This is a genomic window from Kribbella pratensis, from assembly GCF_004365355.1.
Classification (GTDB): domain Bacteria; phylum Actinomycetota; class Actinomycetes; order Propionibacteriales; family Kribbellaceae; genus Kribbella.
On sequence record NZ_SODP01000002.1, the window covers coordinates 2041377 to 2062081 of the forward strand.

Here is a 20705-nt window from a genome sequence, read left to right on the forward strand (position 1 = left end):
TGAAACAACCCCTTGGCCACCTGGGGGCAGGTTCCCCCTGCCCGAACACCTGCGAGGAACACTCATGTCAGCTGCGATCGACGTCATCGGACTGCGCAAGTCCTACGACGAGAAACTCGTGCTCGACGGCATCGACCTGAACGTTGCCGAAGGCACCATCTTCTCCCTGCTCGGCCCGAACGGCGCCGGCAAGACCACCGCGGTGCAGATCCTGTCCACCCTCGTCACCGCCGATGCCGGCGAGATCCGGGTGGCCGGCCACGACCTGCACCGCAACCCCGAGGCGGTCCGCGCCGCGATCGGCGTCACCGGGCAGTTCTCCGCGGTCGACGGCCTGATGACCGGTCGGGAGAACCTGATCCTGATGGCCGACCTGTACCACTTGGGCAAGCAGCAGGCCCGGCGACGGGCGGACGAGCTGCTGGAGCAGTTCGACCTGATCGAGGCCGGCAAGAAACTGGCGATGACGTACTCCGGCGGCATGAAGCGTCGTCTGGATCTCGCCATGACCCTGGTCGGTCGCCCGCAGATCATCTTCCTCGACGAGCCGACCACGGGTCTCGACCCGCGCAGCCGGCACAGCATGTGGACGATGATCCGCGAACTGGTCGCCGGCGGCGTCACGGTCCTGCTCACCACGCAGTACCTCGACGAGGCCGACCAGTTGGCCGACCGGATCGCCGTCCTCGACCACGGACGACTGGTCGCCCAAGGTACGCCGGAAGAGCTCAAGCGGCTCGCACCGGGCGGACACATCCGGCTGCGTTTCACCTCGCCGGACGCGTTCTCGCTGGCCGGACAGGTGCTGCCGACCGCAGTACCGAATCGGGAATCGCTGGTTCTGCAGGTGCCGAACGACGGCAGTGTGCACGCGCTGCGCTATCTGCTGGCCCGGATCGACGACGCCTCGCTCGAGGTCGACGAACTCACTGTCCACACGCCCGACCTGGATGACGTCTTCTTCGCCGTCACCGGTCAGCCCACCGAGAAAGTTGCCGCGAAATGAGTTACGCACTGCAGGACACCGGCACCATGCTCCGCCGCAACCTACGGCACGCCCAGCGGTACCCGGGCCTGTCCCTCGGCGCCCTCGGGATGCCGGTCATCATGATCCTGCTGTTCGGCCTGATCTTCGGCGACACGTTCTCGAACGGTCTCGGCGGCGGGGGCGGACGCGGCGACTACATCAACTTCCTCACCCCGGGCATCCTGCTGATGTCGATCGCCTCCGGGACGATGTCGCCCGCGGTCGCGGTCTGCATGGACATGACCGAGGGCATCGTCGCCAGGTTCCGGACGATGGCGATCTTCCGGCCGGCCGTGCTGACCGGGCACGTGCTCGGCAACGTGATCCTGACCATCGTGAGCCTGTGCCTGGTCGTCGGCTTCGCCGTCCTGATCGGGTTCCGCCCGAACGCGTCGGTCGGTGAATGGCTGCTGGCGGCCGGGTTGCTGATCGCGGTGACCGTCGCGCTGACCTGGTTCGCGATCGCGCTCGGGCTGACCAGCAAGACGCCGGAGAGCGCGAGCAACATCGTCCTGCCGATCAGCCTGCTGCTGCCCTTCCTCAGCAACACGTTCATCCCGCTGGACGCGATGCCGAGCGGCATCCGGTGGTTCGCGGAGTACCAGCCGTTCACCCCGATCATCGACACCCTGCGGCACCTCCTGCTGGGAACGCCGATGGACAACGGCGATGGCTGGCTGGCCCTGGCCTGGTGCCTGGCGATCGCGATCGTCGGCTACTTCTGGGCTCAGAAGAACTACAACAAGGGGACGGTGGCCTAGCTCGGTGCGCCCATCAGGTTCGCGCGGGTGCGGACGTGGGCGGGCACCAACAGGTCACAGTCGGGATTGTTCTCCGGTTCGCCGGCGACGACGTGGAGCGGGATCACGCCTGTCCAGTAGGGCAGGTCGAGGTCCTGCTCGTCGTCGTTGGCGGGCCCGTTACGAGTCTTCACCGACGCTTCGGTGAGCGAGAGCGCGAGCACCGAGGTCTTGGCCAGCTCCTTGCGGTTCGGCGGCCGTACGGCGGTCGACCGGCCGGGGACGAGATGGTCGACGATCCGGTTGAGACCGTGCAGCTTCTCGTCCGGGTCGGTGATCAGCCGCGGTACGCCGAAGATGACCGCAGACCGGTAGTTCACCGAGTGGTGGAACGCGGACCGCGCCAGTACCAGCCCGTCGGTGTGGGTGATGGTCACGCAGATCGTCTGCTCCGGCGCCGCGACCACGCTGCGCGCGGCGACCGAGCCGTGCAGGTACAGCGTCCCGTCCGGCCCGCGATCCAGATCCACGCCGTACGCCGTCGGCAGGACCAGCGGAGCGCCGTCGACCACGACGCCCAGATGACAGAACATGCCGTCGAGCAGTACGTCGTACAGCGCCTCGCGATCGGTCGCGGCACGTTCCTTCGAGCGGCGGAGTTGTGTCCGAGCGGTCGGCTGCAGTGGACTGGTCATGGCATCAGAGTGCTGGCCGGAGTGGCATGCTGGCACGGTCCATTCCCGTTCGAATCAGGTAGTCCATTCGTGGAGAGCTCGCTCCCGCTGACCATCGACCGCGCTGCCGGCCTCCCGCTGCATCTGCAGCTGGCGGAGCAGTTCCGGGCCGCTGTCCTCGACGGCCGGCTCCAGGCAGGCCACCGGCTCCCGTCCACCCGCGACCTCGCCCGGGACCTGTCCGTCTCGCGGTCCGTGACACAGGCGGCGTACGACCAGCTGCACGCCGAGGGCTGGATCGAAGGCCGTATCGGCGCCGGCACGTTCGTCACGGACGTCGTCCCGCTGCAGCCCGCCGTACGACGTCATACCCCGCATCTGGCGAATCCCGACGCCGAACTGCTGACGCTGCGGCCCGGCATCCCGTACATCGCTCCGGCGCCTGACCCCGGCTGGCGTCGCGCCTGGCGTGAGGTGTCGACGCAATCTCCGCCGCGCGGGTACGACGACGCCGCCGGCCTCCCCGCCTTGCGCGCCGCGCTCGCCGACCACGTCGGGCGAGTCCGCGGAATCGCCTGCGGACCCGAGAACGTGCTCGTCACCAACGGCACGGTGCACGGACTGCGCCTGCTCCTCACCGTGACCCGGCAGGCCGGCGACCGGATCGCGATCGAGGATCCCGGCTATCTCAACGCGGTGGTCGCCGCGCGCGACCACCGGCTCGAGATCGTCGACGTCCCGGTCGACGAGGACGGTCTGCAGGTCGATGCGCTGACGGACGACGCGACCGCGGTCTACGTCACGCCGTCACACCAGTACCCGCTCGGCGGCCGGCTACCCGTTGCCCGACGCAACGAACTGATCCGCTGGGCGCGGCGTACCGGCGCCCAGCTGATCGAGGACGACTACGACAGCGAGTTCCGGTACGACGTCGCGCCGCTGCCCGCGCTCGCCCAACTGGACCTCGAGCGCGTCGTCCACCTCGGCACGCTGTCGAAGACGCTCAGCCCCGCGCTCCGCCTCGGTTGGCTGGTCGCGTCCGAGGAGACGGTCGACCGCCTCGCCACGTTCCGCGCCAACTCCGGCGACTGGCCCGGCTGGCCGATGCAGGCCGCCTTGCTCGCGATGCTCCGCGACGGCTACCTCGACCAGGCCGTACGCCGCGGTCGCCGCCTGTACGCGGACCGGCGTACGCACACGGTCGCCGCGCTCTCGCCGTACGGCCAGGTCATCGGCCAGGACGCCGGCCTGCACGTCACGCTGCTGCTGCCCGACGACGCCGACGATCTCCGCATCGCTGCCGCAGCTCGTCAGGCCGGCGTTGTCGTCGCCCCGCTGTCGGAGTACCGACGCAGCGTCCCAGGACCGCCAGGGCTGGTAATCGGCTACGCGACGCCGTCGACGTCCGACCTACACCGAGCCCTGACAATCCTGACCGAGGTCCTCAGTCGCCGTTGAGTTGGTCGCCCGGGGCCACGACGCTCCAGCGGAAGTAGACCGGGTCGGCATAGGTGCCGTTCGCAACCTTGCCCAGGCCGTTGATCACGGTCGCCGTTCCGTTGGCATGGCCAACGGCGTAGAGGTTGGCCGTCCTGGTGTCTTTGTCGATGCCGAGCAGGAGCGTGCCGTACTTGCCACACCTCTCGGCGATCAAGGTTTCGAAGCCTTGCCAGGTCTTGGTGCGGACCTGTTTCACGATCGGCTTCATCGGCGACGTGATCGGGATCCGGATGGTGTACAGCGCGCCGCCACGGGTATTCGCGAGGAAGGTGTCGTACGTCCGGGTCTTGCTGATGAGAGCCATCGACTTGACCGACGCGAACCCGTTCGCCGAACCGGCACTGCGCCAGGCGCTCCCGGTCAGGTTCCAACGCAGTAATGTGCCGTCGCTGCGCAGCCCGTACGCGAAGTGGTGGTAGTAGGTGGTGCTGCCCGGAGCTTCGGCGTACTCGGCGGCCTCCAACGACGTGTAGCTCGACCAGCCGCCACCGATGCGGACGTGGGCGTCCCCGCCCTCGTTGAAGTTGTAGAACCGGTAGTAGAGGCCGTCGCCTTCCACGACATAGCCGGAGCGGTCCACGCCCCCGGTGCTCGGCTCACTGACGAAGGTGGTGCTGAGGCGAACCTGTCCCGGCTTGAAGACACCGGCGGTGCTACCCGGCGCACTCGTCGTCGGCGGCGTCCCGGCCGTGACCGTGGCGCCGGTGTGAGCACCGGCCGCGGTGACAGATCCCACGTCCTCCGTACAGGCAGCGGTCGCGTTCTGCGTGCCGGCGCCGGTTGCGTGTGCGGACGGCGCCAGTACGGCACCACCCAAAGCCACGGTGCCGGCCAGTGCCGCGGCAAACCTTCTTCGGTTCAAAACTCCTCCAAGTCCTTATTCACCGTTGAGTGGGTCGATGTCCGGGGTGCTGCCCCAGCGGAAGTACACCGGCGCGCCGTACCGGCCCGCGGCCGAGCTGACGTGGTTGATCACCGTGGCGGTACCGTTGGCGCGGCCAACGGCGTACCAGTGGGCCGTCTTGGTGTCCTTGTCGATGCCGACGAGCAGCGTGCCGTAGTTGCCGCACTTGCTCGCGAGCAGCTTCTCGAAGCCCTGCCAGGTCTTGGTGCGGACCGTTTTCACGATCGGTTTCATCGGTCCGGCGGTCGGGATGTGGATGGTGTAGAGCGCGCCGCCGCGGGTGTTCGCGAGGAACGTGTCGTACGTCGCGGTCTTGCTGATCAACGCCATCGACTTCACCGCCGCGAACCCGGTCGCCGACCCGGCACTCCGCCAACCGCTGCCGATCACCGACCAGCGGAACAGTGTGCCGTCGCTGCGCAGTCCGTACGCCGTCGTCCGCGCTGTGGTCTGGGAAACCTCCACCGCGGTGAAGTTCGACCACCCGCCACCGATCCGCTGCGTCACGTTCGGCAGGCCCGGGACGAACTCGTTCATCGTGTCGATGGAGTAGAGGCGGTAGTACAACGAGTCGCCTTGCACTACCCAGCCGTCGTTCGTGGCGCCCAAGTTGGACGCGTCGCTCGTGAACGTCGTACTGAATCGGACCGCGCCCGGCGCAAACACGCCGAAGACAGGCCCGGGCAGCCCGACGCTCCGCGCCGGATAGCCCACCGTGATCCCACCGTTGTCTTGCGTCCCGCTGTCTAGCACCGACCCCGGCGCCAGCGAGCATGATGCCCCGGTCGCCGCCGACCCGGCGGCGTGTGCCGATGACACAAACACCGCCGCAGTCAACGCAACCGCCCCCGCCAGGCTGGAGACAATAGTCCGCCGCATAACGATCCCTCCCCAGATCTGGTCCTTCCACAGACCCAGATGCGAGCAGGACCGAAAAGGTTACGTCAATCGCCGTTCAGCGGATCGAAGGCGAACCGCCACCGGAAGTCGACCGGATCGCCGAACGTCACCGGGACCTTGCCGAGCCCCTTGATGACAGTGGCCAGACCGTTGGCGTGCCCCACGGCGTACAGGTAGGCCGAGGCGGTGTTCTTGTCGATCCCGAGCAGAAGGCTGCCGGTATTGCCGCACTTCGCGGCGGCCAGCGTCTCGAACACCTGCCACGTCGTGGTCCGCACCCGCGTGACGACAGGCTTCATCGGCGAGCTGGTCGGGATGCGCACCGTGTAGAGCGCACCACCGCGGGTGTTCGCCAGGAACGTGTCGTACTTCGCGGTCTTGCTGATCAGCGCCATGGTCTTGACGGCGGAGAACCCGGGTGCTTCTCCCGACCGCCGCCAAACGAGACCGTCCACCCGCCAGCGGAAGAGCATGCCGTCACTCCGAAGCCCGTACGCCGAGTCCCGCAGAGTCTGTCCGTGCTGGACCGGGGTGTAGTCGTTCTCCTCGACCAGCCTGAAGCTCGTCCAACCGCCGCCGATCCGGATGTGCTGCGGTGGACTGATGTAGCTACCGAGCGTCGGCTCCACGGTGTAGTCGGTACGCGACAGGACATCACCTCGGACAACCCATCCGACCGCCGTGAAGAACCCCACCTCGGAATCCTCGCGGAACGTTGAACTGAGCCGGACCTCACCCGGCGCGTAGACCCCTTTCCCGACTCGCGTCGGAAACGCTTGCACGGTCGGTGGAGTCGTGGCGGTGATCCGCCGGAAGGTGTGGTCTCCGGTTGCCGTCACCGAGCCGGCGTTGATCTCGCAGGTGACCGCCGCGGTAGTCGTCGCGGCTTGTGCGGGCGGCAGAAATGCCGTCGTGAGAAGAAGCGCCGCGCCGGCCGCGAGGCAGGCGCATGTGATGCTTGGTCGGGACATTTGCCCTCCCCCTCTCTCCCCACCAAGCACGATAGAACTGAGAGCCCACTGAGCGTCAGGGCTCAGCCGGGTTGTTGCGCAACGGCGGTTGTACGACGGGGGTGTCTGCGTCCCAGGTCAGTTGGGAGAGCCACATGGTGCGGCCCTTGGGGTCGGTGCCTGCCTGGGTTGGGTTCCAGGCGTGGTAGACGAACCAGTTGCCGAGGACCATGTTGTGGCCGGGGCCGGCGGCGTCCGCGCTGGACGACAGGATCGGGTCGCCGGACTTGGTGCAGGGGCCGGTCGGGGAGTCGCAGAGGGCGTGGCCGACGGCGTACGTCGGTTTGTCGAACGCGTTGCCGGAGTAGAAGAGGTGGAACTTGCCGTTGCGCTCGACCATGTACGGGGCCTCGACGAGGTTGCCCTCCCAGGGCAGGTCCTGCTTGATCATGCGGTGCACCGGACCGGTCAGCGTGAGGCCGTCGGCGGACAGTTCGGAGACGTAGATCCAGGTGTCGACGCCGATCGCGTTCCCGTCGTTCTTCCAGTACAGCCAGCGGCGGCCGGTGGAGTCCTGGAACGGCGACGCGTCGATCGAGCCGCCCTCGTCGGCCTGACTGATGAGCGGTCATGGAGATTTGTCGACATATGGACCTTGGGGTGTGGACGCGACCGCGACGCCGACGCACTGGTGACCGGACGCGAGATCGCGCGTCGTGTAGTACATGACGTACCGGTCCGCCGCATGCACCGCGACCTCGGGCGCCCACACCCTTCCGGGCGCGGTCCAATCCGGTAACGACGGCAGCGCGTCACCGACCTGCCGCCAGGACACGAGGTCCGTCGACGTCAACGTCTGCACGTTGCCGAGCGGCCCGTTCGTCGCGAAGGCGAAGTACTCGTTGCCCACCGCAATGATCTGCGGATCAGCGAAACTCCCGTCGTACACCGGATTGCAGAACATCTATGAAGACTCCTCACGTAGCGGCAGACCCATAAGCTTTGATGCCTCGGTTCAGACCGGCCAACCCCGCCCGCTCGCCGAGTCGTGGAGAGTGGTTCCGAAAACCTGCCGTTATTCACGACTCGGCGTTCGGGGCCGGAACCGTTCGCCTCGACTCGGCGGGGTTGTGGATGAGGCGGGCCAACGAGTGTGCCCGTCGCACAGCCGAACCTCCGGCTGACCGCCGAAGGCAGCCAACAATCTAAAACCTCTTCTTTGTTCTTGTGTTCTCTCTGATCGCTTCCTTGCAGGCTCGCCGGCCTTCTACTTGCTCTCGTAGAACTTCAGGTAGTCGAAGGTTGCGACCGGGGGCGGGTTCGCGCCGGTGAACTCGCCGTGGGCGTAGAGGCCGATGCGGGCGGCGGCCGGGAGGACCCAGGACGCTCCCCAGGTCCAGTTCTTCCCGTCGACGGAGGTCCCGGCCCGGTAGACGTGCTCGCCGCCGGCGTTCTCGTGGTACGCGATCCGCATCCACATCGTCGGCGCGGTCCGGCCGATCGCGGCAGCGCCGTACGACGTGGCGCCGTCGGACGGCCGCGCAACCAACTCACGCCCGTACTCCGTCTGGCGGGTCTTCCAGATCGCGACATCGCCGAGGCGCGCGAAGTCGTCGTCGTTCAGGTAGACGATCATCCCGGCCTGCTGGTAGTTGCGAACGTCATCGATGCCGGTGTCCAGGTGCAGCTTGGTCTCGGCGATCCAGCTCTTCCCGGCCGGCGTCGAGTGCAGCAGGAGGCCGGCGTTGTTCCCGCTACCGACCAGGTCGGCGTTCTCCAACGGCCAGCTCAGGTTGCCGTCAGCAACAGTCGCCTGGTCATCCTGACGCACCCAGGTCCAGTCCGCACCGAGCGCGCCGTCGAAGTCGTCACCGGCGAGCAACTTCCCGGTCCGCGGTACTGCTGCCAGCTGCGTCACCGGCTTGGCGGCGGGCCTGACGGTCAGGTTGTCCACCTCGGCGTTTCCGACCCACCGCACCGGAGCCGCCGCCAGCCTCAACCCGGGCACGCTGAGCTGCGCCTCCGCGTAAACGTCTCCTAGGCCTGCGTCATTCAGTCGTGCTGTCACGCTGGATTCACTGGCCTGCACCGACAGCTTGTTCCACTGCGTACGGTCGAAGTCGGCGGGCAGGTTCACAGACGTCGTACGCCGCCCGACCGCCAACGTCAGGCGGTTGTTCGCAACAGACGCGACCACCTGATTGCCCAGGACTGTGGTGAAACTGGTGCCCAGCTTGACGTCCGCTTCGACACGGAGCGAACCGCCGGGCGCCGAGACGCGGGTTCGGGCTGCGCCCTGGATGGAGGCCGTGGGGCCGCCGACCGCGTCGCCCGGGTTGGCTGTTGCACCGAGTAGGCCGGCGGCAGGGTTGGTCGAGTCGATGCCCAGCGACGAGCCGGTTGTCGGCGCGGGGACCGGGCCCTCAGACGGGCCTTGGCCGGCGCGCGTGCGGGGCCAGCCGTTGATCCAGTCGATCCGGTCGATCAGCATCGGGCGGCGGTTGATGCCGAACGGGTCGGTCAGCCACGGCGTACCGCGGTCGATCGCGTGGTAGACGATGTGGTCCTGGCCGGCCGCGTCGGTGATGAACGCGTGGTGGCCGGGGCCGATCCACTTGTTGCCGTTCTGCGTGATCACCGTCGTACCGCCGACGCGGGAGTCGGTGAGCTTGGCGCCGTCGGCGTCCACGAACGGCCCGCGCGGGGAGCGGGACCGGCCGGCGAAGACGGAGTACCCGGTGGTCGGGCCGGCGCAGCAGTTCATCGACGAGCCCATGAAGTAGTACCAGCCGTCGCGGTAGACGACGTACGAGCCTTCGTACCGGTCGCCGATCGTGACCTGGGTCGGGGTGCCAACCGCGTGCATGCCGTCGGCGCTCAGCTCCGTCACGGAGATGCCGCCGTTGAAGCCGCCGTAGTACAGGTACCGCTTGCCGTCGGCGGCAGTCAGCTCGGCCGGGTCGATCGTGCCGAGGTAGCCGCCGTTGCCGTCGGGTCGCGGCGCTACGACAGGGCCGTCGCTCGCGGTCCACGGTCCGGCCGGCGTCGGCGCTGTGGCCACGCCGATCGCGGGGTCACCACCGGCGTTGGCGGTTGTGTCGGTGACGGTGAAGTACATGACGTAGCGGCCGCCGAAGTACCGGATGTCGGGCGCCCAGAAGAACGAACCGGGCGCGGCCCATGCCGGCTTGGTCTGGTCGTTGAAGACCGTGCCGAGGTACTCCCAGGAACTGAAGTCCTTGGTTCGGGCCATGTGCATCAGCCCGAACGGGCCGTTCGCGACGAGCGGGTCGGAGGTGGCGTACGCATACCAGTAGCCGTCCCGGCCCTGGATGATCGACGGGTCGGCGAAGGAGTCGGCGAAGCTGGATGTGACGGGATTGGTGGTGGTCACTACCGGCGCCGCGGTGGCGGCCGACGTACCGGCCGCTACTGCGACGACAGCAAGTGCTGTGGCGAGTAGTCGTTTCGAAGGCACAGGGCGGTCCCTTCAGCTCAAACGGATCAGATGCCACGAAGCGGGCGGCAACGTGGCGGTGCAGACACCGTCGACGATCTCGGTGCCATCCACGGTCCGGGGCGTCACCCGGTCCGGCTGGTCCGCGGTGTTCACCGCAGACCGGTCCTCGTCGTACAGAGCCAGGTGCTGGATCAAACCTCCGGCCACCGGGATCTCCAGGTCGATCGTGTCGGTCTCGCTCCGGTTCACCACGAAGATCGCGGTCTCCCCGGTGTTCTCGTCGTACGTCGCTGTGCTCCACAACGCCGGGAGCTTGCCGAAGGCGGCGGTGTGGATGTCCGGTCCGCCGGTGATCGCGGTCTGCAGCACGGTCGGGCCGGCGTACCGCGCGGTCAGGGCGAACGGGTGGAAGATCGTCTGCCGCCAGGCGCGGCCGCCGGGCTCGGTCCGGATCGGGGCGATCACATTGACCAGTTGCGCGAGGCAAGCAATCTTCACCCGGTCGGCGTGCCGGAGCAGGGTGATCAGCAGGCTGCCGACCACGACTGCGGCGTCGACGGTGTAGCTGTCCTCGATCAGCGGGCCGACCTCACGGATGCCGAGACCGAGTTCGCCGGGGAAGTGCTGCTGGTACCAGACGTTCCACTCGTCGAACGACAGCGTCAGTTCCTTGTCGCTGCGCTTCAGTGCCTTGACGTGGTCGGCGGTCGCGATGACCGACGAGATCATCCGGTCCATCTCCTCGGCGGCGGCCAGGAAGCTCGCCTGGTCGCCGTCGCGCGGTTCGTAGTACGCATGCAGGCTGATGTGGTCGACCAGGTCGTACGTCCGCTCGAGGACGACGCGTTCCCACTCGCCGAACGTCGGCATCCCGGCGTTGCTCGAACCACAGGCGACCAGCTCGAGATCGGGCTCGACGCGCCGCATCGCGTTCGCGGTCTCCTCGGCGAGCCGTGCGTACTCGTCGGCGGTCTTGTGGCCGATCTGCCACGGCCCGTCCATTTCGTTGCCCAGGCACCAGATCCGGATGCCGTGCGGCTCCGGGCTGCCGTTCGCGACGCGGCGGTCGCTGAGCGCGGTCCCGGCCGGGAGGTTGCAGTACTGCAGCAGGTCGACGGCCTCGCGGATCCCGCGGGTACCGAGGTTGACCGCCCAGATCGGCTGTACGTCGGCCTTGCGCGACCACGCGACGAACTCGTCGGTGCCGAACTGGTTCGGCTCGATCGCCCGCCAGGCCAGGTCGAGCCGGCGCGGCCGCTGGTCCTTCGGGCCGACGCCGTCCTCCCAGTCGTAGTTCGACACGAAGTTCCCGCCGGGGTAGCGGACCGCGGTGACGCCGAGCTCCCGGACCAGCTCGAGCACGTCCTCCCGGAACCCGTCCGCGTCGGCCCGCGGATGCCCCGGCTCGTAGATCCCGGTGTAAACGCACCGCCCCATGTGCTCGACGAACGAACCGAACAGCCTCCGGTCCAGTGCGCCCACCACGAACGCCGGGTCAACCATGAGCCGAGCCACAAGGCCTCCCGCGAGTCGTTTACAACGTTTAACGTGGTTGTCTACAACGATTGACAATCGCTGTAAAGAGTTCACGGTGGCAGACTCGGGCGACAGGCCGGCGACTGGAGGTTCTCGGGATGGCGACCAGGCTGAGTGATGTGGCCGCGCAGGCCGGCGTTTCGGTCAAGACCGTGTCGAACGTGATCAACGACTACCCGCACATCACCGCGCGGACCCGGGCCAAGGTCGAGGCCGCGATCGCCGCCCTGGGCTACCGGCCGAACGTCAGCGCCCGCTCACTGCGCAAAGGCCGCTCGGACTTCATCGCGCTGGCCATCCCGGAGATGGCCTCGCCGTACTTCGCCGAGCTCGGCGCCGAGATCAGCCGGGCCGCGAAGCGTCGCGGGATCACCGTGCTGATCGACCAGACCGAGGGCGAGTCCGCGGCCGAGAAGCTGGTCCTGGACGGGATGCGCGGGCAACTGATCGACGGCATCATCTTCTCCCCGATCACGACCGTGCCGGCCAAGCTGACCGTCGCCGACATCGGGAAGCCGCTGGTCCTGCTCGGCGAGCGACCGGCCGGCGGCCAGTTCGACCGGGTCGCGGTCAACTCGGTCCAGGCGTCGTGCGACGCCACCACGCATCTGATCTCGATCGGCCGACGGCGGATCGCGGCGATCGGCGTCGGTGGGACGAGCACCGGGGTGGTACGGCGGAAGGGATACCGGAAGGCACTCAAGGCGGCCGGCCTGCCACACGATCCGGCGCTCGAGCTCGCCGGGACCGGATACCACCGCGAGGACGGCGCCGCGTCGATGCGCGAACTGCTGGCATTGCCCGAGCCACCGGACGCGGTCTTCTGCTTCAACGACCTACTCGCCCTCGGCGCACTCCGAACGCTGGCCGACGCCGGACTGCGCGCTCCGCATGACATCGCCGTGGTCGGCTTCGACGACATCGAGGACGGCCGGTACCACTCACCGACGCTGTCCACGATCTCGCCCGACAAGGAGTGGCTGGCCGACAACGCGGTCGCCCTACTCCTGGACCGGATCGCCGGAAACGGTGAAGCCGCCCATCGCGACCTCACCGTTCCGTACACCCTACAGATCCGCGAATCGACGGCCGGCTAGCGCCTGTCCTATCGCTCCGGGAAACCGGCGAGTTGCTTGGCCAGTCCGTTCTGCGTCTTACCGAGGCGACCAGCCAGACCGAGTACGGCGTTCCGCACCGGACGAATCGCCCGCGGGACATTGGCCAGCCGGGTCAGGCGGTGTGCGAGTCCGATGACCCGGACCGCCTCCGCACGGCTGTTCGTCGCGTAGGCATCCAGGCCTGACTCGTCACCGGCCAGCGCCGCCGACAGTGCGTCCGCCAGAACGACCGCGTCGCGCAGGCCCAGGTTCATGCCCTGACCGCCGGCCGGGCTGTGCGTGTGCGCCGCGTCGCCGGCGAGCAGCACCCGGCCGGACCGGTACTTGTCCGCGACCCGCTCGTGGATCCGGAAGCGGGAACCCCAGACGACCTCGGTGACCTTCGGGTGCGACTTCCGCGGACCGCGGTCGTCGACCAGGTGCTGCGCGAATGCCAGGTCGGGGTGCTCGGGCGCATCGTGCACCTCAGCGACCAGACGGAAGCTTCCGTCCGGCAAGGGTGCGACGACGAGCAGTCCGGCCGCCGCGAAGTACAGCGCGACCTCGTCGGTCGGCAGCCCACTTGCGACGCGTACGTCGACCAGGCTCAGCGACAGCTCCAGCGTGTTGCCGGGCATCCGCAGGCCGGCCAGCTCGCGGATCGTGCTGTGCATGCCGTCGGCGGCCACGACGTACTGCGCGTGGATCACGTCGCCGTTGTCCAGCGTGACCTCCGCACCGTCGGGGGTCTGGGCCAGCCCGGTCGCGGCGTACGGGCGGAGGACCGAGCCGCCGAGTTCCTCGAGCCGGTCGAGCAGGACCTGCTCGGTGACGGGTTGCGGGATCATCGTGACGAACGGGTACGCGGTCGGGAGGTCCTCGAAGCCGACCGGGATCAGCTTGCGGTCACCGGCCCGGATCGCGAAGTCCTCCAGCTCCAGCCCCCGGTCGACGAGCTGCTTGGTCACCCCGAGCGGCTCCAGCACCTCCAGAGTCCGCGGGTGGATCACACACGCCCGCGAGGTGTTCGTGCCCTCGGCCTGCTTGTCGATCACCACCACGTCGTGCCCGTGCAGCTTGAGACCGACCGCCACCGCGAGCCCGACCGGACCCGCACCTACCACTACGACCTCTGCATTCCGCGGAGTCATCGTCGCTCCTTTCCTGACCCCTTCCCCCGAGCGAAGCGAGGGGTCTCTTTCGTCTTTCGTTTTATCAACGCTTGTTGACTTCTACGTTAGGACCGCTCCCGAGGAAAGTCAACAAGTGTTGGCATATGCTGTGTGGCATGGCAGAGAAGAAGTCGGACCGGACCCGGGCGTCGATCCTCGCGGCGGCCCGGGAGCGGTTCGGTGCGGACGGGTACGAGCGCGCCACGATCCGGGCGATCGCGGCCGACGCGTCGATCGACCCGGCGATGGTGATGCGGTACTACGGCAGCAAGGAGAAGCTGTTCGCGGCCGCAGCGGAGTTCGACGTACGACTACCGGATCTGCGCGACGTACCGCGCGAGCAGGCCGGAGAAGTGCTCGTGCGCCACCTGGTCGAGCGGTGGGAGGAGGACGACACGCTACGGGTGCTGCTGCGTACTGCGGTCACCAACGAGGCCGCGGCCGAGCGGATGCGGCAGGTGTTCATCGGGCAGCTCACGCCCGCGTTCGAGCGCGCCGCGATGGACGAGCCGGCCGTGCGGGCGGGGTTGATCGCGACGCAGGCGCTTGGCTTCGCGCTGTGCCGCTACATCCTCGCGTTCGAGCCGATCGTCGGCCTGTCCACCGACGACGCGGTCGCGTGGCTCGGCCCGACGATCACGCGCTACTTGACCTCGCCGGTGCCAAGTGTCCCGTAGGCGGTGTGGCTTGAGTGATAGCGGTGTCGAGGTGCGTGCCTGGGCGCCGATAGCGCCAAGCCACACCGACTACGGGACACTTAACCAGGTGTGAACGGCGGGCAGCGTCTCCGCTAGCGACGGCAGCTCCGGGTGCCATTTGAGCTCCCACTCCAGTGAGAGTGGGTAGTCGGTCCCGTCGAGGGTCTGCAGCAGCTCCTGGATCGGGAAGTCGCCGGCGTCGATCGCCACCGGACGGTAGTCGTGCTGCGAGTCGGCCTGCTTGAACTGCACGACGTCGACCCACGGCTTCAGCAACGCGAACGATTCAGCCAGGGTCTCGCCGTGCGACCAGGTATGCGAGCTGTCCCAGATCGCCTTGACGTTGTGGCCGGGGACGTCGGCGTCGAGCAGCGCGCAGAACGCAGCAACCTGGCGGGCGGTCGAGTGCGAGTCGTGCGTCTCCAGCAGGATCGGGACGTCCCGCGGTGCGGTCGTCACGCGATCGAGCGCGCGGATCTCGCCTGCGCTGGGGGATTCCGCCGTACCGGTGTCATCGGCCGGGTCGTCGCCGGGGAAGACGCGGACCCCGCGGGCGCCGAGGTCGCCGGCCAGCTCCAGATGGGCTTCGAGGGGCTGGTCCTCGACGGCGCAGAGCTTCACGTAGCTGCTGACCGCGAAGATCTCCAGGCCGGCATCCTCGATCCGGGTCCGCAGCTCACGCCGCTCGGCCGCGGTCAGGCAGGTGTGGGTGAACTCGTCCGGCGCGGCCCGCAGTTCCAGACCGGTGAATTTGTTGCCCTGGGCAAGCGAAAGAACCTCGTCGAGTGGAGCTCCGGGACAACCGAGAGTGGCGAAACCTAGACGCATACGGCTATCGGCTCAGGCCCAGCGGCCGCGGCGCGGATGGGTCCGCGGCGGGGTCGGCTGTTCGGGGTCAGTGGGCTCCTGCTCGTACGAGTACGGCGTCTGCTGCTGGTACTCGGTCTGCTCCGGCTCGGGCGAGTACTGCGACCCGTACGACTCCGAGGCGTAGTTCGGGCTGTACGTCTCGTACGACTCGGTGCTCGTGTACTCCGACCCGGTGTTGTTGCTGTAGGTGTCGTACTCGTAGTTGCTCGAGCTGTAGCTGTTGCTGCTGTACTCCGAGCTGTACGGCGAGTAGTCCGAGGTGTACGACGTCGACTCGTAGCTCGTGTACCCCTCGTCGTTGTTCGACGAGTACGTCGGCTCCGGACCGTACGACGGGACCGGCGGGAGCGGCTTCGACGGCGTCAGGAAGTCGTCGGGCTCCTGGTAGCCCTGGTCGTCCTGGTGGCTTGGCGCAGGGGCCGGCTCGTAGTACCCGGAGGACGCCGACACGTGCGAGGACGGCTGCGTGTGCTCGGACTGGCCGTAGACGCTGTGGTCGGAGTACGACGAGTAGCTGGTGTGCTCGGACTCCGCACCGTACGTGGAATGGCTCTCGACGGCCGGCTGGATCGCCGACGGGCTGTCGACCGCGACCCGAGCGGCCCGGCGTCCGGCGCGCGCAACTGGCGCGGGCTCAGGCTCGGGTGCGGTCTGCGCCTCCACCGGGGAGGACGTGTAATCGGTCTCGTACGAGTACGGCTCGGAGTAGCGCGCGGCCCACGGCTGCTCGGCCGGCTGCTGCGGCCCTGACCGGGCCGGTGGGGTGGGGAAGGTATCCGGCGCAGCCTGGTAGGCGTACGGGTCGGGCTGGACGACGGTCATCGGCGCGGCCTCGTCGAGCCAGCTGCTCGCCGTACCCGCCGTACTCGTCGTGCCGAGCAGGTCGTCGGAGTTGCGGTAGTCGCTCCAGGACGGCTGGGACTCGTACGTCGTCTCCGCGGCCGGCTTCTCGTCGCGCCAGGACTCGATCGGGCTGAACTGCTCGGTCGCCGGACCGGCGTCGTTGTCCTGCCACCTCTCGACGACCGGAGCGAACGGGCTCCACTTCGGCGACTCCTCGACCACCGGGTCACCGGCAAAAGCGGCCGGTGCGGCGGCGCCGTCGCCCGGGAAGCCCTGCGGTGCGGGCTGTGCCGGCGGGGTCGGGGCGAAGGGGCTCGGTGCGGGAGCCTGCGGAGCGAACGGGCTGCCTGCCGGGGCCGGCGTCTGGTGGCCGCCGGCCAGCTGCAGCTGCGGCTCGCGGACGAGACCCACCGCCGGCGACGCGGCGATCGGCTCGGAGATCGCGGGCTGCTCGTCGGTGTCGTCGTTCGCGTACGACGGAACCTGGGTCACCTCGTACGACGGGACTGCGCTCAGCTTCGGCGCCTGGTCCCACCACGGCACCCACGCGCGGGTGGTCTGCATGTGGTTGATCTTGCGGATCACCATCGTCGCCGCGACCGCGGAAACAGCGGTCAGCACGAGGGACGCGGTACCGGCGAGGGCGATCCCACGCAGCGAGCCGACGGTCGCTTCCATCCACATCAGGAACCGGCGCACGACCACGTCGAACGCAAGAGCGCCGATCCAGGCCACCCACCACACCGAGGTGAGGCCGGGAGTCCTGAACCGGCGCAGGTCGTCGGCGTACACAGGGGTCTTCGGATCGCTGGCGAGCCAGACGTCGTCGACGATCTGCTTGGGGTACCAGAGGTTCGGGCCGGGGCAGAACCAGCTCGCCAGCACCCAGCCATGGCTGCGGCGATGGTCTGCCTGGCAGAACACCTCAGAGTTGACCCGGGCCCGCCAGAGCCAGATGACGAAGACGACCGCGGCGGCGACCGAGATGATCACGTTCGGGACCGCGGTGACCTTGGCGATGGCGTCGGCGCGGTTCAGATCCGCGTCGTCGACGTTCGGCATCCCGCCGAGATAGCGGTGGACGACCGAGTAGGTGTTCCAGTCCGACCAGGTGGACAGCAGGTGCGTGACCGTCGACGCACCGAGCAGTCCGATGGCGATCTTCCCGACCGTCCCGACCTGCTGGAACTCTTCAGCCGCGTGCGGCTGCCACTCTTCCTGATCGTCGACAGCAGTCAATAATGCCTGCGGGTGGCTCACGTCTCGCGTCCCTCGCGTCGCTGGAACTCCGTCGTCTGTTCGGCGCTTCGGCCAGGTCCTGCCCCCGCATGACCGAGCCACATTGATACCACGAAGTAGGTACGCCAAGGGAGCCGGCCCCAGCACGGAGGGTGTCGACTTAACGTGTTCTTTTCGTACGCCCATCACCAGTGGTAACGACTGATCGGACAGGGCGTGACGGTTTGGTTTACCGCGCAGGTGGTTGGAAGCCGTTGTGCGGTGTCCCGGCCGACCACCACGGCACCCATGGACGCATGCTCTGCAGTTCGTCGATCCGCTGGATCAGGAGCACCGCGAGCACGGCCGCGCCGGTGGTGAACAGCGCTGAGACGGAGGACAGTATGACGTTGGTCCGCAGGTCTCCGAGCTGCGACGCGCCGGCGAGCACCCCTCTTTGCACGATGTTTCCGGTGACCAGTCCGATCACCCAACTGATCCACCAGGCCCAGACCAACTGGGTGCCCGGAATCTCCTTCAGGGTCAGGGTGTGCGGATCGGTCCGCGGATCGCTGGCCGCGACGATGTCGTCGACGACCTGCTTGGGGTACCAGAGGTTGACCACCGGGACGAGCCAGCAGCCGAGCACCCAACCACGGGTGAAGCGGTGCTGGCCACGGCAGAACATCTCCGCGTTCCACCGGACCCGCCAGAGCCAGACGATGAAGACCGCAGCGGCCGCGAACAGCGCGAGCGCGGAGACGATGCCGAGCGAGCCCGAGATCAGGTCCGCCTCGTCCAGTTTGTCCGGGTCGGCGCCGTACGTCTTGAGCGTGTGGTAGGAGTACCAGTCCGACCATGCGGTCGCCCACGCGGTGACCGTGACCAGTCCGATCAGGATCGACGCGCTGACGCCCATCGGCCGCTCGGAACTGAACCACCGGTCCAGCGGTACCTGTGACGCCGGCATGGATCACACATAGCACAACACCGCGTGACCGGGCGAGAACATCACGTTGTCATCGGTCGGTGGCGTATTTCCGCCAGAAACTGTCGGTGGCCGGCGCGAGGATGGTGGCATGCGCTGGTCCGTGATCGATTCGCCCATCGGCGACCTGACCCTTGCGGTCGACGACACCGGGCTGTGCCGGCTGCATTTCGGCAGATCAAGCACAGCTGGAGCAGCCGACCGTCCGGTCACGGCCGACCCGCTGCTGACCGAGGCTGCCGAGCAACTCAAGGCGTACTTCGCCGGCGAGCTCCAGGAGTTCACGCTGCCGCTGTCGGTCCGTGGCGGCTCCGACTTCGAGCGCGCGGTCTGGGCTCAGCTGACCCGCATCCCGTACGGCGAGATGCAGACGTACGGCGAGGTCGCCAAGATCGTCGGCGATGCCGGCGCGGCCCGCGCTGTCGGCACCGCCTGCAACCGGAACCCGATCGCGATCGTCGTGCCCTGCCACCGGGTCGTCGGCGCCGGCGGCAAGATGGTCGGCTTCGGCGGCGGCATCCCGACCAAGCGCCATCTGCTCGAGCTCGAGGCACGGGTCACGCTCGAGACTCTCTGGACCTGATCGACGTCAGACCTGACGAAGATCTGACACTCGTTCGGGCCCGATCGGGGCGCGGTGGGAACGCTGGGGCACTAACGTTTGAAGCGAGTGATTCAGGCGCCCTCCCACCTGCCTTGGAAGACATACAAATGAACAATGACCGCACCTCTGACCACCTCCACCCCGACCTCAGTGCCCTGATGGACAAGAGCGCCGAGGAATGGTCGGCCCCGGAGATCCAGGGCGCTGCTCGCGCAGCCCTGAAGACACATGCTCCGGACCGCGAGCCGATGACCTGGATCAGGCGCTTCAAGGTCGTTCCCTGGCTGCACCGCAACGACGCGGTCTGCCTGAGCTGCGGCGGCACCTACCCGTGCATCACCCATCGGTACGCCACCCAGTTGCTGTCAGCCGGCCGCTACACGATCACGAAGACCGATCCCGAACCACAGCCGGGCTGACGGTTACAAAGACGAAGGTCCCGCACCCTGCTGGGTGCGGGACCTTCGCCGTTGCGGTGGAGTCAGGAATCGGTGGGCTTGGACTCGCTCGAGCCCGTCGACTTCCTGGTGGTGGTCTTCTTCACGGCGCCGTTCGACGCCGCCTTCACCTCGTCCTTGGCCTCATCTGCCTTGGCGTCCGCCTTGGCGTCGGGCTTGGCGTCCGGCTCGGTCTCCGGCTTCGTCTCGGCCTTCGGGGCATCCGGCTTCGCGGCGTCCGGCTTGGCTTCCGGCTTGGCGTCGGTCTGGCCGTTGGACGACGCCGACGTGTCTGCCGGGCGTGCCGTCGTACCGGCCGGGGCGGAGCTGTAGTCGCGACCGCTGGTCGGGGTGGACTGCCATGCCGGCTCCGGCGGGGTCAGCAGCTTCTTCACCGCTGCCGCAGCGAGTGCGCCGAAACCCAGGAACAGCACGAGGTTGCGGAGCTTGTGGCTCTTCTTCGGTAGGTCGAGCTCGCCCTTCAGCGCGGCCTTGGTGGCCTTGCTGCGACGGGCGGTCTCCTCGACCACGGGCTCGGCGGCGGCTGCGAGGGTGACCAGCGCGGCGGTCACCTTCGGGAGCAGGTCGTCGTTCAGCCGCTCGCGGGCCTTCTCGGCGGCGTGCTCGGTGGCTGGGCCGACCTTGGCGAGGGCGTCGTCGAGCACCGGACCGGCCTTGTCGACCGCCTGCTGGGCAAGGGTTGCGCCCCGCTCGACAGCCTTCTCGGCGTACGGCGACACCTTCTCCCGTGCGGTGCCCACAGCCGGTCCGAGGTGGTCCCGGACCTGGCCGATGGCCGGCCCGAGCTTCTCCGACGCCGACTCGGCGAGTGGCCGGACCCGGTCCTTCGCGACCTCGACCCGGCCCTTGGACTTACTCAAACCCACGGTTCCCTCCTCGGTGCCGCCCGCCCCAGCGGACAGCTCTCCCGCCCATCGGCGACATGGGCACTTTCCGGTCACAAATCTGGACAAATCCGGCTGCATCTGCATCGTACGACGTTCCAAGCCATTCCTCCGGTGCCCCCACCCCACCTTTCCCACACATCTCCCACCCCACCACCGGCCTGGACGCGTCTCCCGCCTGC

At 68.1% G+C, this 20705-nt stretch carries 18 protein-coding genes and 1 pseudogene; 7 read left to right on the plus strand and 12 right to left on the minus strand.

The genetic code is table 11. The features are described from left to right. Positions 1-64 precede the first annotated feature (64 nt). Together EV653_RS26635 and EV653_RS26640 are read left to right on the plus strand one after the other, a co-directional pair. A complete protein-coding gene (locus EV653_RS26635) occupies positions 65-1006 on the plus strand; it encodes an ATP-binding cassette domain-containing protein (protein ID WP_134106393.1) in 942 nt (313 codons plus the stop codon). Beyond that, positions 1003-1788: an ABC transporter permease gene (locus EV653_RS26640; RefSeq protein WP_134106394.1), complete on the plus strand. Its 786-nt coding sequence runs from the start codon at positions 1003-1005 to the stop codon at positions 1786-1788. The genes EV653_RS26635 and EV653_RS26640 overlap by 4 nt, the downstream gene beginning before the upstream one ends. Here EV653_RS26640 and EV653_RS26645 read toward each other — a convergent pair. Beyond that, positions 1785-2462: a pyridoxamine 5'-phosphate oxidase family protein gene (locus EV653_RS26645; protein ID WP_134106395.1), complete on the minus strand. Its 678-nt coding sequence runs from the start codon at positions 2460-2462 to the stop codon at positions 1785-1787. The genes EV653_RS26640 and EV653_RS26645 overlap by 4 nt on opposite strands. 69 nt (positions 2463-2531) lie before the next feature. Between EV653_RS26645 and pdxR the strand changes: the two genes are divergently transcribed. Beyond that, positions 2532-3899 carry a MocR-like pyridoxine biosynthesis transcription factor PdxR gene (gene pdxR / locus EV653_RS26650; RefSeq protein ID WP_134106396.1) on the plus strand — a complete coding sequence of 456 codons (1368 nt, stop codon included), beginning with the start codon at positions 2532-2534 and terminating at the stop codon, positions 3897-3899. On the opposite strand, the gene EV653_RS26655 is transcribed toward pdxR, so the two are convergent. From EV653_RS26655 to arfA, 6 genes and pseudogenes are all read right to left on the minus strand, one after another. Further along, positions 3886-4803: a hypothetical protein gene (locus EV653_RS26655; RefSeq protein WP_238160105.1), complete on the minus strand. Its 918-nt coding sequence runs from the start codon at positions 4801-4803 to the stop codon at positions 3886-3888. The two genes, pdxR and EV653_RS26655, sit on opposite strands and share 14 nt — an antisense overlap. 15 nt (positions 4804-4818) lie before the next feature. Next, entirely contained in the window at positions 4819-5559 is a 741-nt protein-coding gene (locus EV653_RS26660; RefSeq protein WP_134106397.1) for a hypothetical protein, read from the minus strand. A gap of 230 nt (positions 5560-5789) precedes the next feature. Further along, positions 5790-6716 carry a hypothetical protein gene (locus tag EV653_RS26665; RefSeq protein ID WP_238160107.1) on the minus strand — a complete coding sequence of 309 codons (927 nt, stop codon included), beginning with the start codon at positions 6714-6716 and terminating at the stop codon, positions 5790-5792. Between the two features lie 55 nt (positions 6717-6771). Next, a pseudogene (locus EV653_RS26670) lies at positions 6772-7659 on the minus strand (glycoside hydrolase family 43 protein). Positions 7660-7962: 303 nt separating this feature from the next. Further along, complete coding sequence (locus EV653_RS26675) at positions 7963-10173, minus strand: family 43 glycosylhydrolase (protein ID WP_134106398.1); 2211 nt, start codon at positions 10171-10173, stop codon at positions 7963-7965. 12 nt (positions 10174-10185) lie between these two features. Continuing rightward, entirely contained in the window at positions 10186-11670 is a 1485-nt protein-coding gene (arfA, locus tag EV653_RS26680) for an arabinosylfuranosidase ArfA (RefSeq protein WP_238160110.1), read from the minus strand. 119 nt (positions 11671-11789) lie between these two features. Here arfA and EV653_RS26685 point away from each other — a divergent pair, with 119 nt between their 5' ends. After that, positions 11790-12788, plus strand: coding sequence for a LacI family DNA-binding transcriptional regulator (locus EV653_RS26685; protein ID WP_134106399.1), 999 nt, complete (start codon positions 11790-11792; stop codon positions 12786-12788). An 8-nt stretch (positions 12789-12796) separates the two neighbouring features. Here the strand turns inward: EV653_RS26685 and EV653_RS26690 are convergent, their stop codons facing one another. After that, positions 12797-13939 carry an FAD-dependent oxidoreductase gene (locus EV653_RS26690; protein WP_134106400.1) on the minus strand — a complete coding sequence of 381 codons (1143 nt, stop codon included), beginning with the start codon at positions 13937-13939 and terminating at the stop codon, positions 12797-12799. A gap of 137 nt (positions 13940-14076) precedes the next feature. Between EV653_RS26690 and EV653_RS26695 the strand changes: the two genes are divergently transcribed. After that, positions 14077-14637: a TetR/AcrR family transcriptional regulator gene (locus EV653_RS26695; RefSeq protein WP_134106401.1), complete on the plus strand. Its 561-nt coding sequence runs from the start codon at positions 14077-14079 to the stop codon at positions 14635-14637. Between the two features lie 69 nt (positions 14638-14706). Here the strand turns inward: EV653_RS26695 and EV653_RS26700 are convergent, their stop codons facing one another. The 3 genes from EV653_RS26700 to EV653_RS26710 form a co-directional block, all read right to left on the minus strand. Then, a complete protein-coding gene (locus tag EV653_RS26700) occupies positions 14707-15486 on the minus strand; it encodes a sugar phosphate isomerase/epimerase family protein (protein ID WP_134106402.1) in 780 nt (259 codons plus the stop codon). Positions 15487-15498: 12 nt separating this feature from the next. Next, a complete protein-coding gene (locus EV653_RS26705) occupies positions 15499-17631 on the minus strand; it encodes a DUF4328 domain-containing protein (RefSeq protein ID WP_134106403.1) in 2133 nt (710 codons plus the stop codon). A gap of 208 nt (positions 17632-17839) precedes the next feature. Then, positions 17840-18559, minus strand: coding sequence for a DUF4328 domain-containing protein (locus tag EV653_RS26710; RefSeq protein WP_134106404.1), 720 nt, complete (start codon positions 18557-18559; stop codon positions 17840-17842). Positions 18560-18668: 109 nt separating this feature from the next. On the opposite strand from EV653_RS26710, the gene EV653_RS26715 reads away from it, so the two are divergent. Together EV653_RS26715 and EV653_RS26720 are read left to right on the plus strand one after the other, a co-directional pair. Then, a complete protein-coding gene (locus EV653_RS26715) occupies positions 18669-19160 on the plus strand; it encodes a methylated-DNA--[protein]-cysteine S-methyltransferase (protein WP_134106405.1) in 492 nt (163 codons plus the stop codon). A gap of 128 nt (positions 19161-19288) precedes the next feature. Further along, a complete protein-coding gene (locus EV653_RS26720; protein ID WP_134106406.1) occupies positions 19289-19600 on the plus strand; it encodes a hypothetical protein in 312 nt (103 codons plus the stop codon). Positions 19601-19662: 62 nt separating this feature from the next. On the opposite strand, the gene EV653_RS26725 is transcribed toward EV653_RS26720, so the two are convergent. Next, on the minus strand, positions 19663-20505 hold the full coding sequence (locus EV653_RS26725; protein ID WP_134106407.1) for a hypothetical protein: 843 nt from the start codon (positions 20503-20505) through the stop codon (positions 19663-19665). Positions 20506-20705: the final 200 nt, after the last annotated feature.

Excerpts from the sequence above, each read along its gene's own strand:
- EV653_RS26715 (WP_134106405.1), top strand. The coding sequence starts at position 18,669 with ATGCGCTGGTCCGTGATCGATTCGCCCATCGGCGACCTGACCCTTGCG.
- EV653_RS26635 (WP_134106393.1), top strand. The coding sequence starts at position 65 with ATGTCAGCTGCGATCGACGTCATCGGACTGCGCAAGTCCTACGACGAG.
- EV653_RS26690 (WP_134106400.1), bottom strand. The coding sequence starts at position 13,939 with ATGACTCCGCGGAATGCAGAGGTCGTAGTGGTAGGTGCGGGTCCGGTC.
- EV653_RS26640 (WP_134106394.1), top strand. The coding sequence starts at position 1,003 with ATGAGTTACGCACTGCAGGACACCGGCACCATGCTCCGCCGCAACCTA.
- EV653_RS26700 (WP_134106402.1), bottom strand. The coding sequence starts at position 15,486 with ATGCGTCTAGGTTTCGCCACTCTCGGTTGTCCCGGAGCTCCACTCGAC.
- EV653_RS26695 (WP_134106401.1), top strand. The coding sequence starts at position 14,077 with ATGGCAGAGAAGAAGTCGGACCGGACCCGGGCGTCGATCCTCGCGGCG.
- EV653_RS26665 (WP_238160107.1), bottom strand. The coding sequence starts at position 6,716 with ATGTCCCGACCAAGCATCACATGCGCCTGCCTCGCGGCCGGCGCGGCG.
- EV653_RS26645 (WP_134106395.1), bottom strand. The coding sequence starts at position 2,462 with ATGACCAGTCCACTGCAGCCGACCGCTCGGACACAACTCCGCCGCTCG.
- EV653_RS26720 (WP_134106406.1), top strand. The coding sequence starts at position 19,289 with ATGAACAATGACCGCACCTCTGACCACCTCCACCCCGACCTCAGTGCC.
- EV653_RS26710 (WP_134106404.1), bottom strand. The coding sequence starts at position 18,559 with ATGCCGGCGTCACAGGTACCGCTGGACCGGTGGTTCAGTTCCGAGCGG.
- EV653_RS26685 (WP_134106399.1), top strand. The coding sequence starts at position 11,790 with ATGGCGACCAGGCTGAGTGATGTGGCCGCGCAGGCCGGCGTTTCGGTC.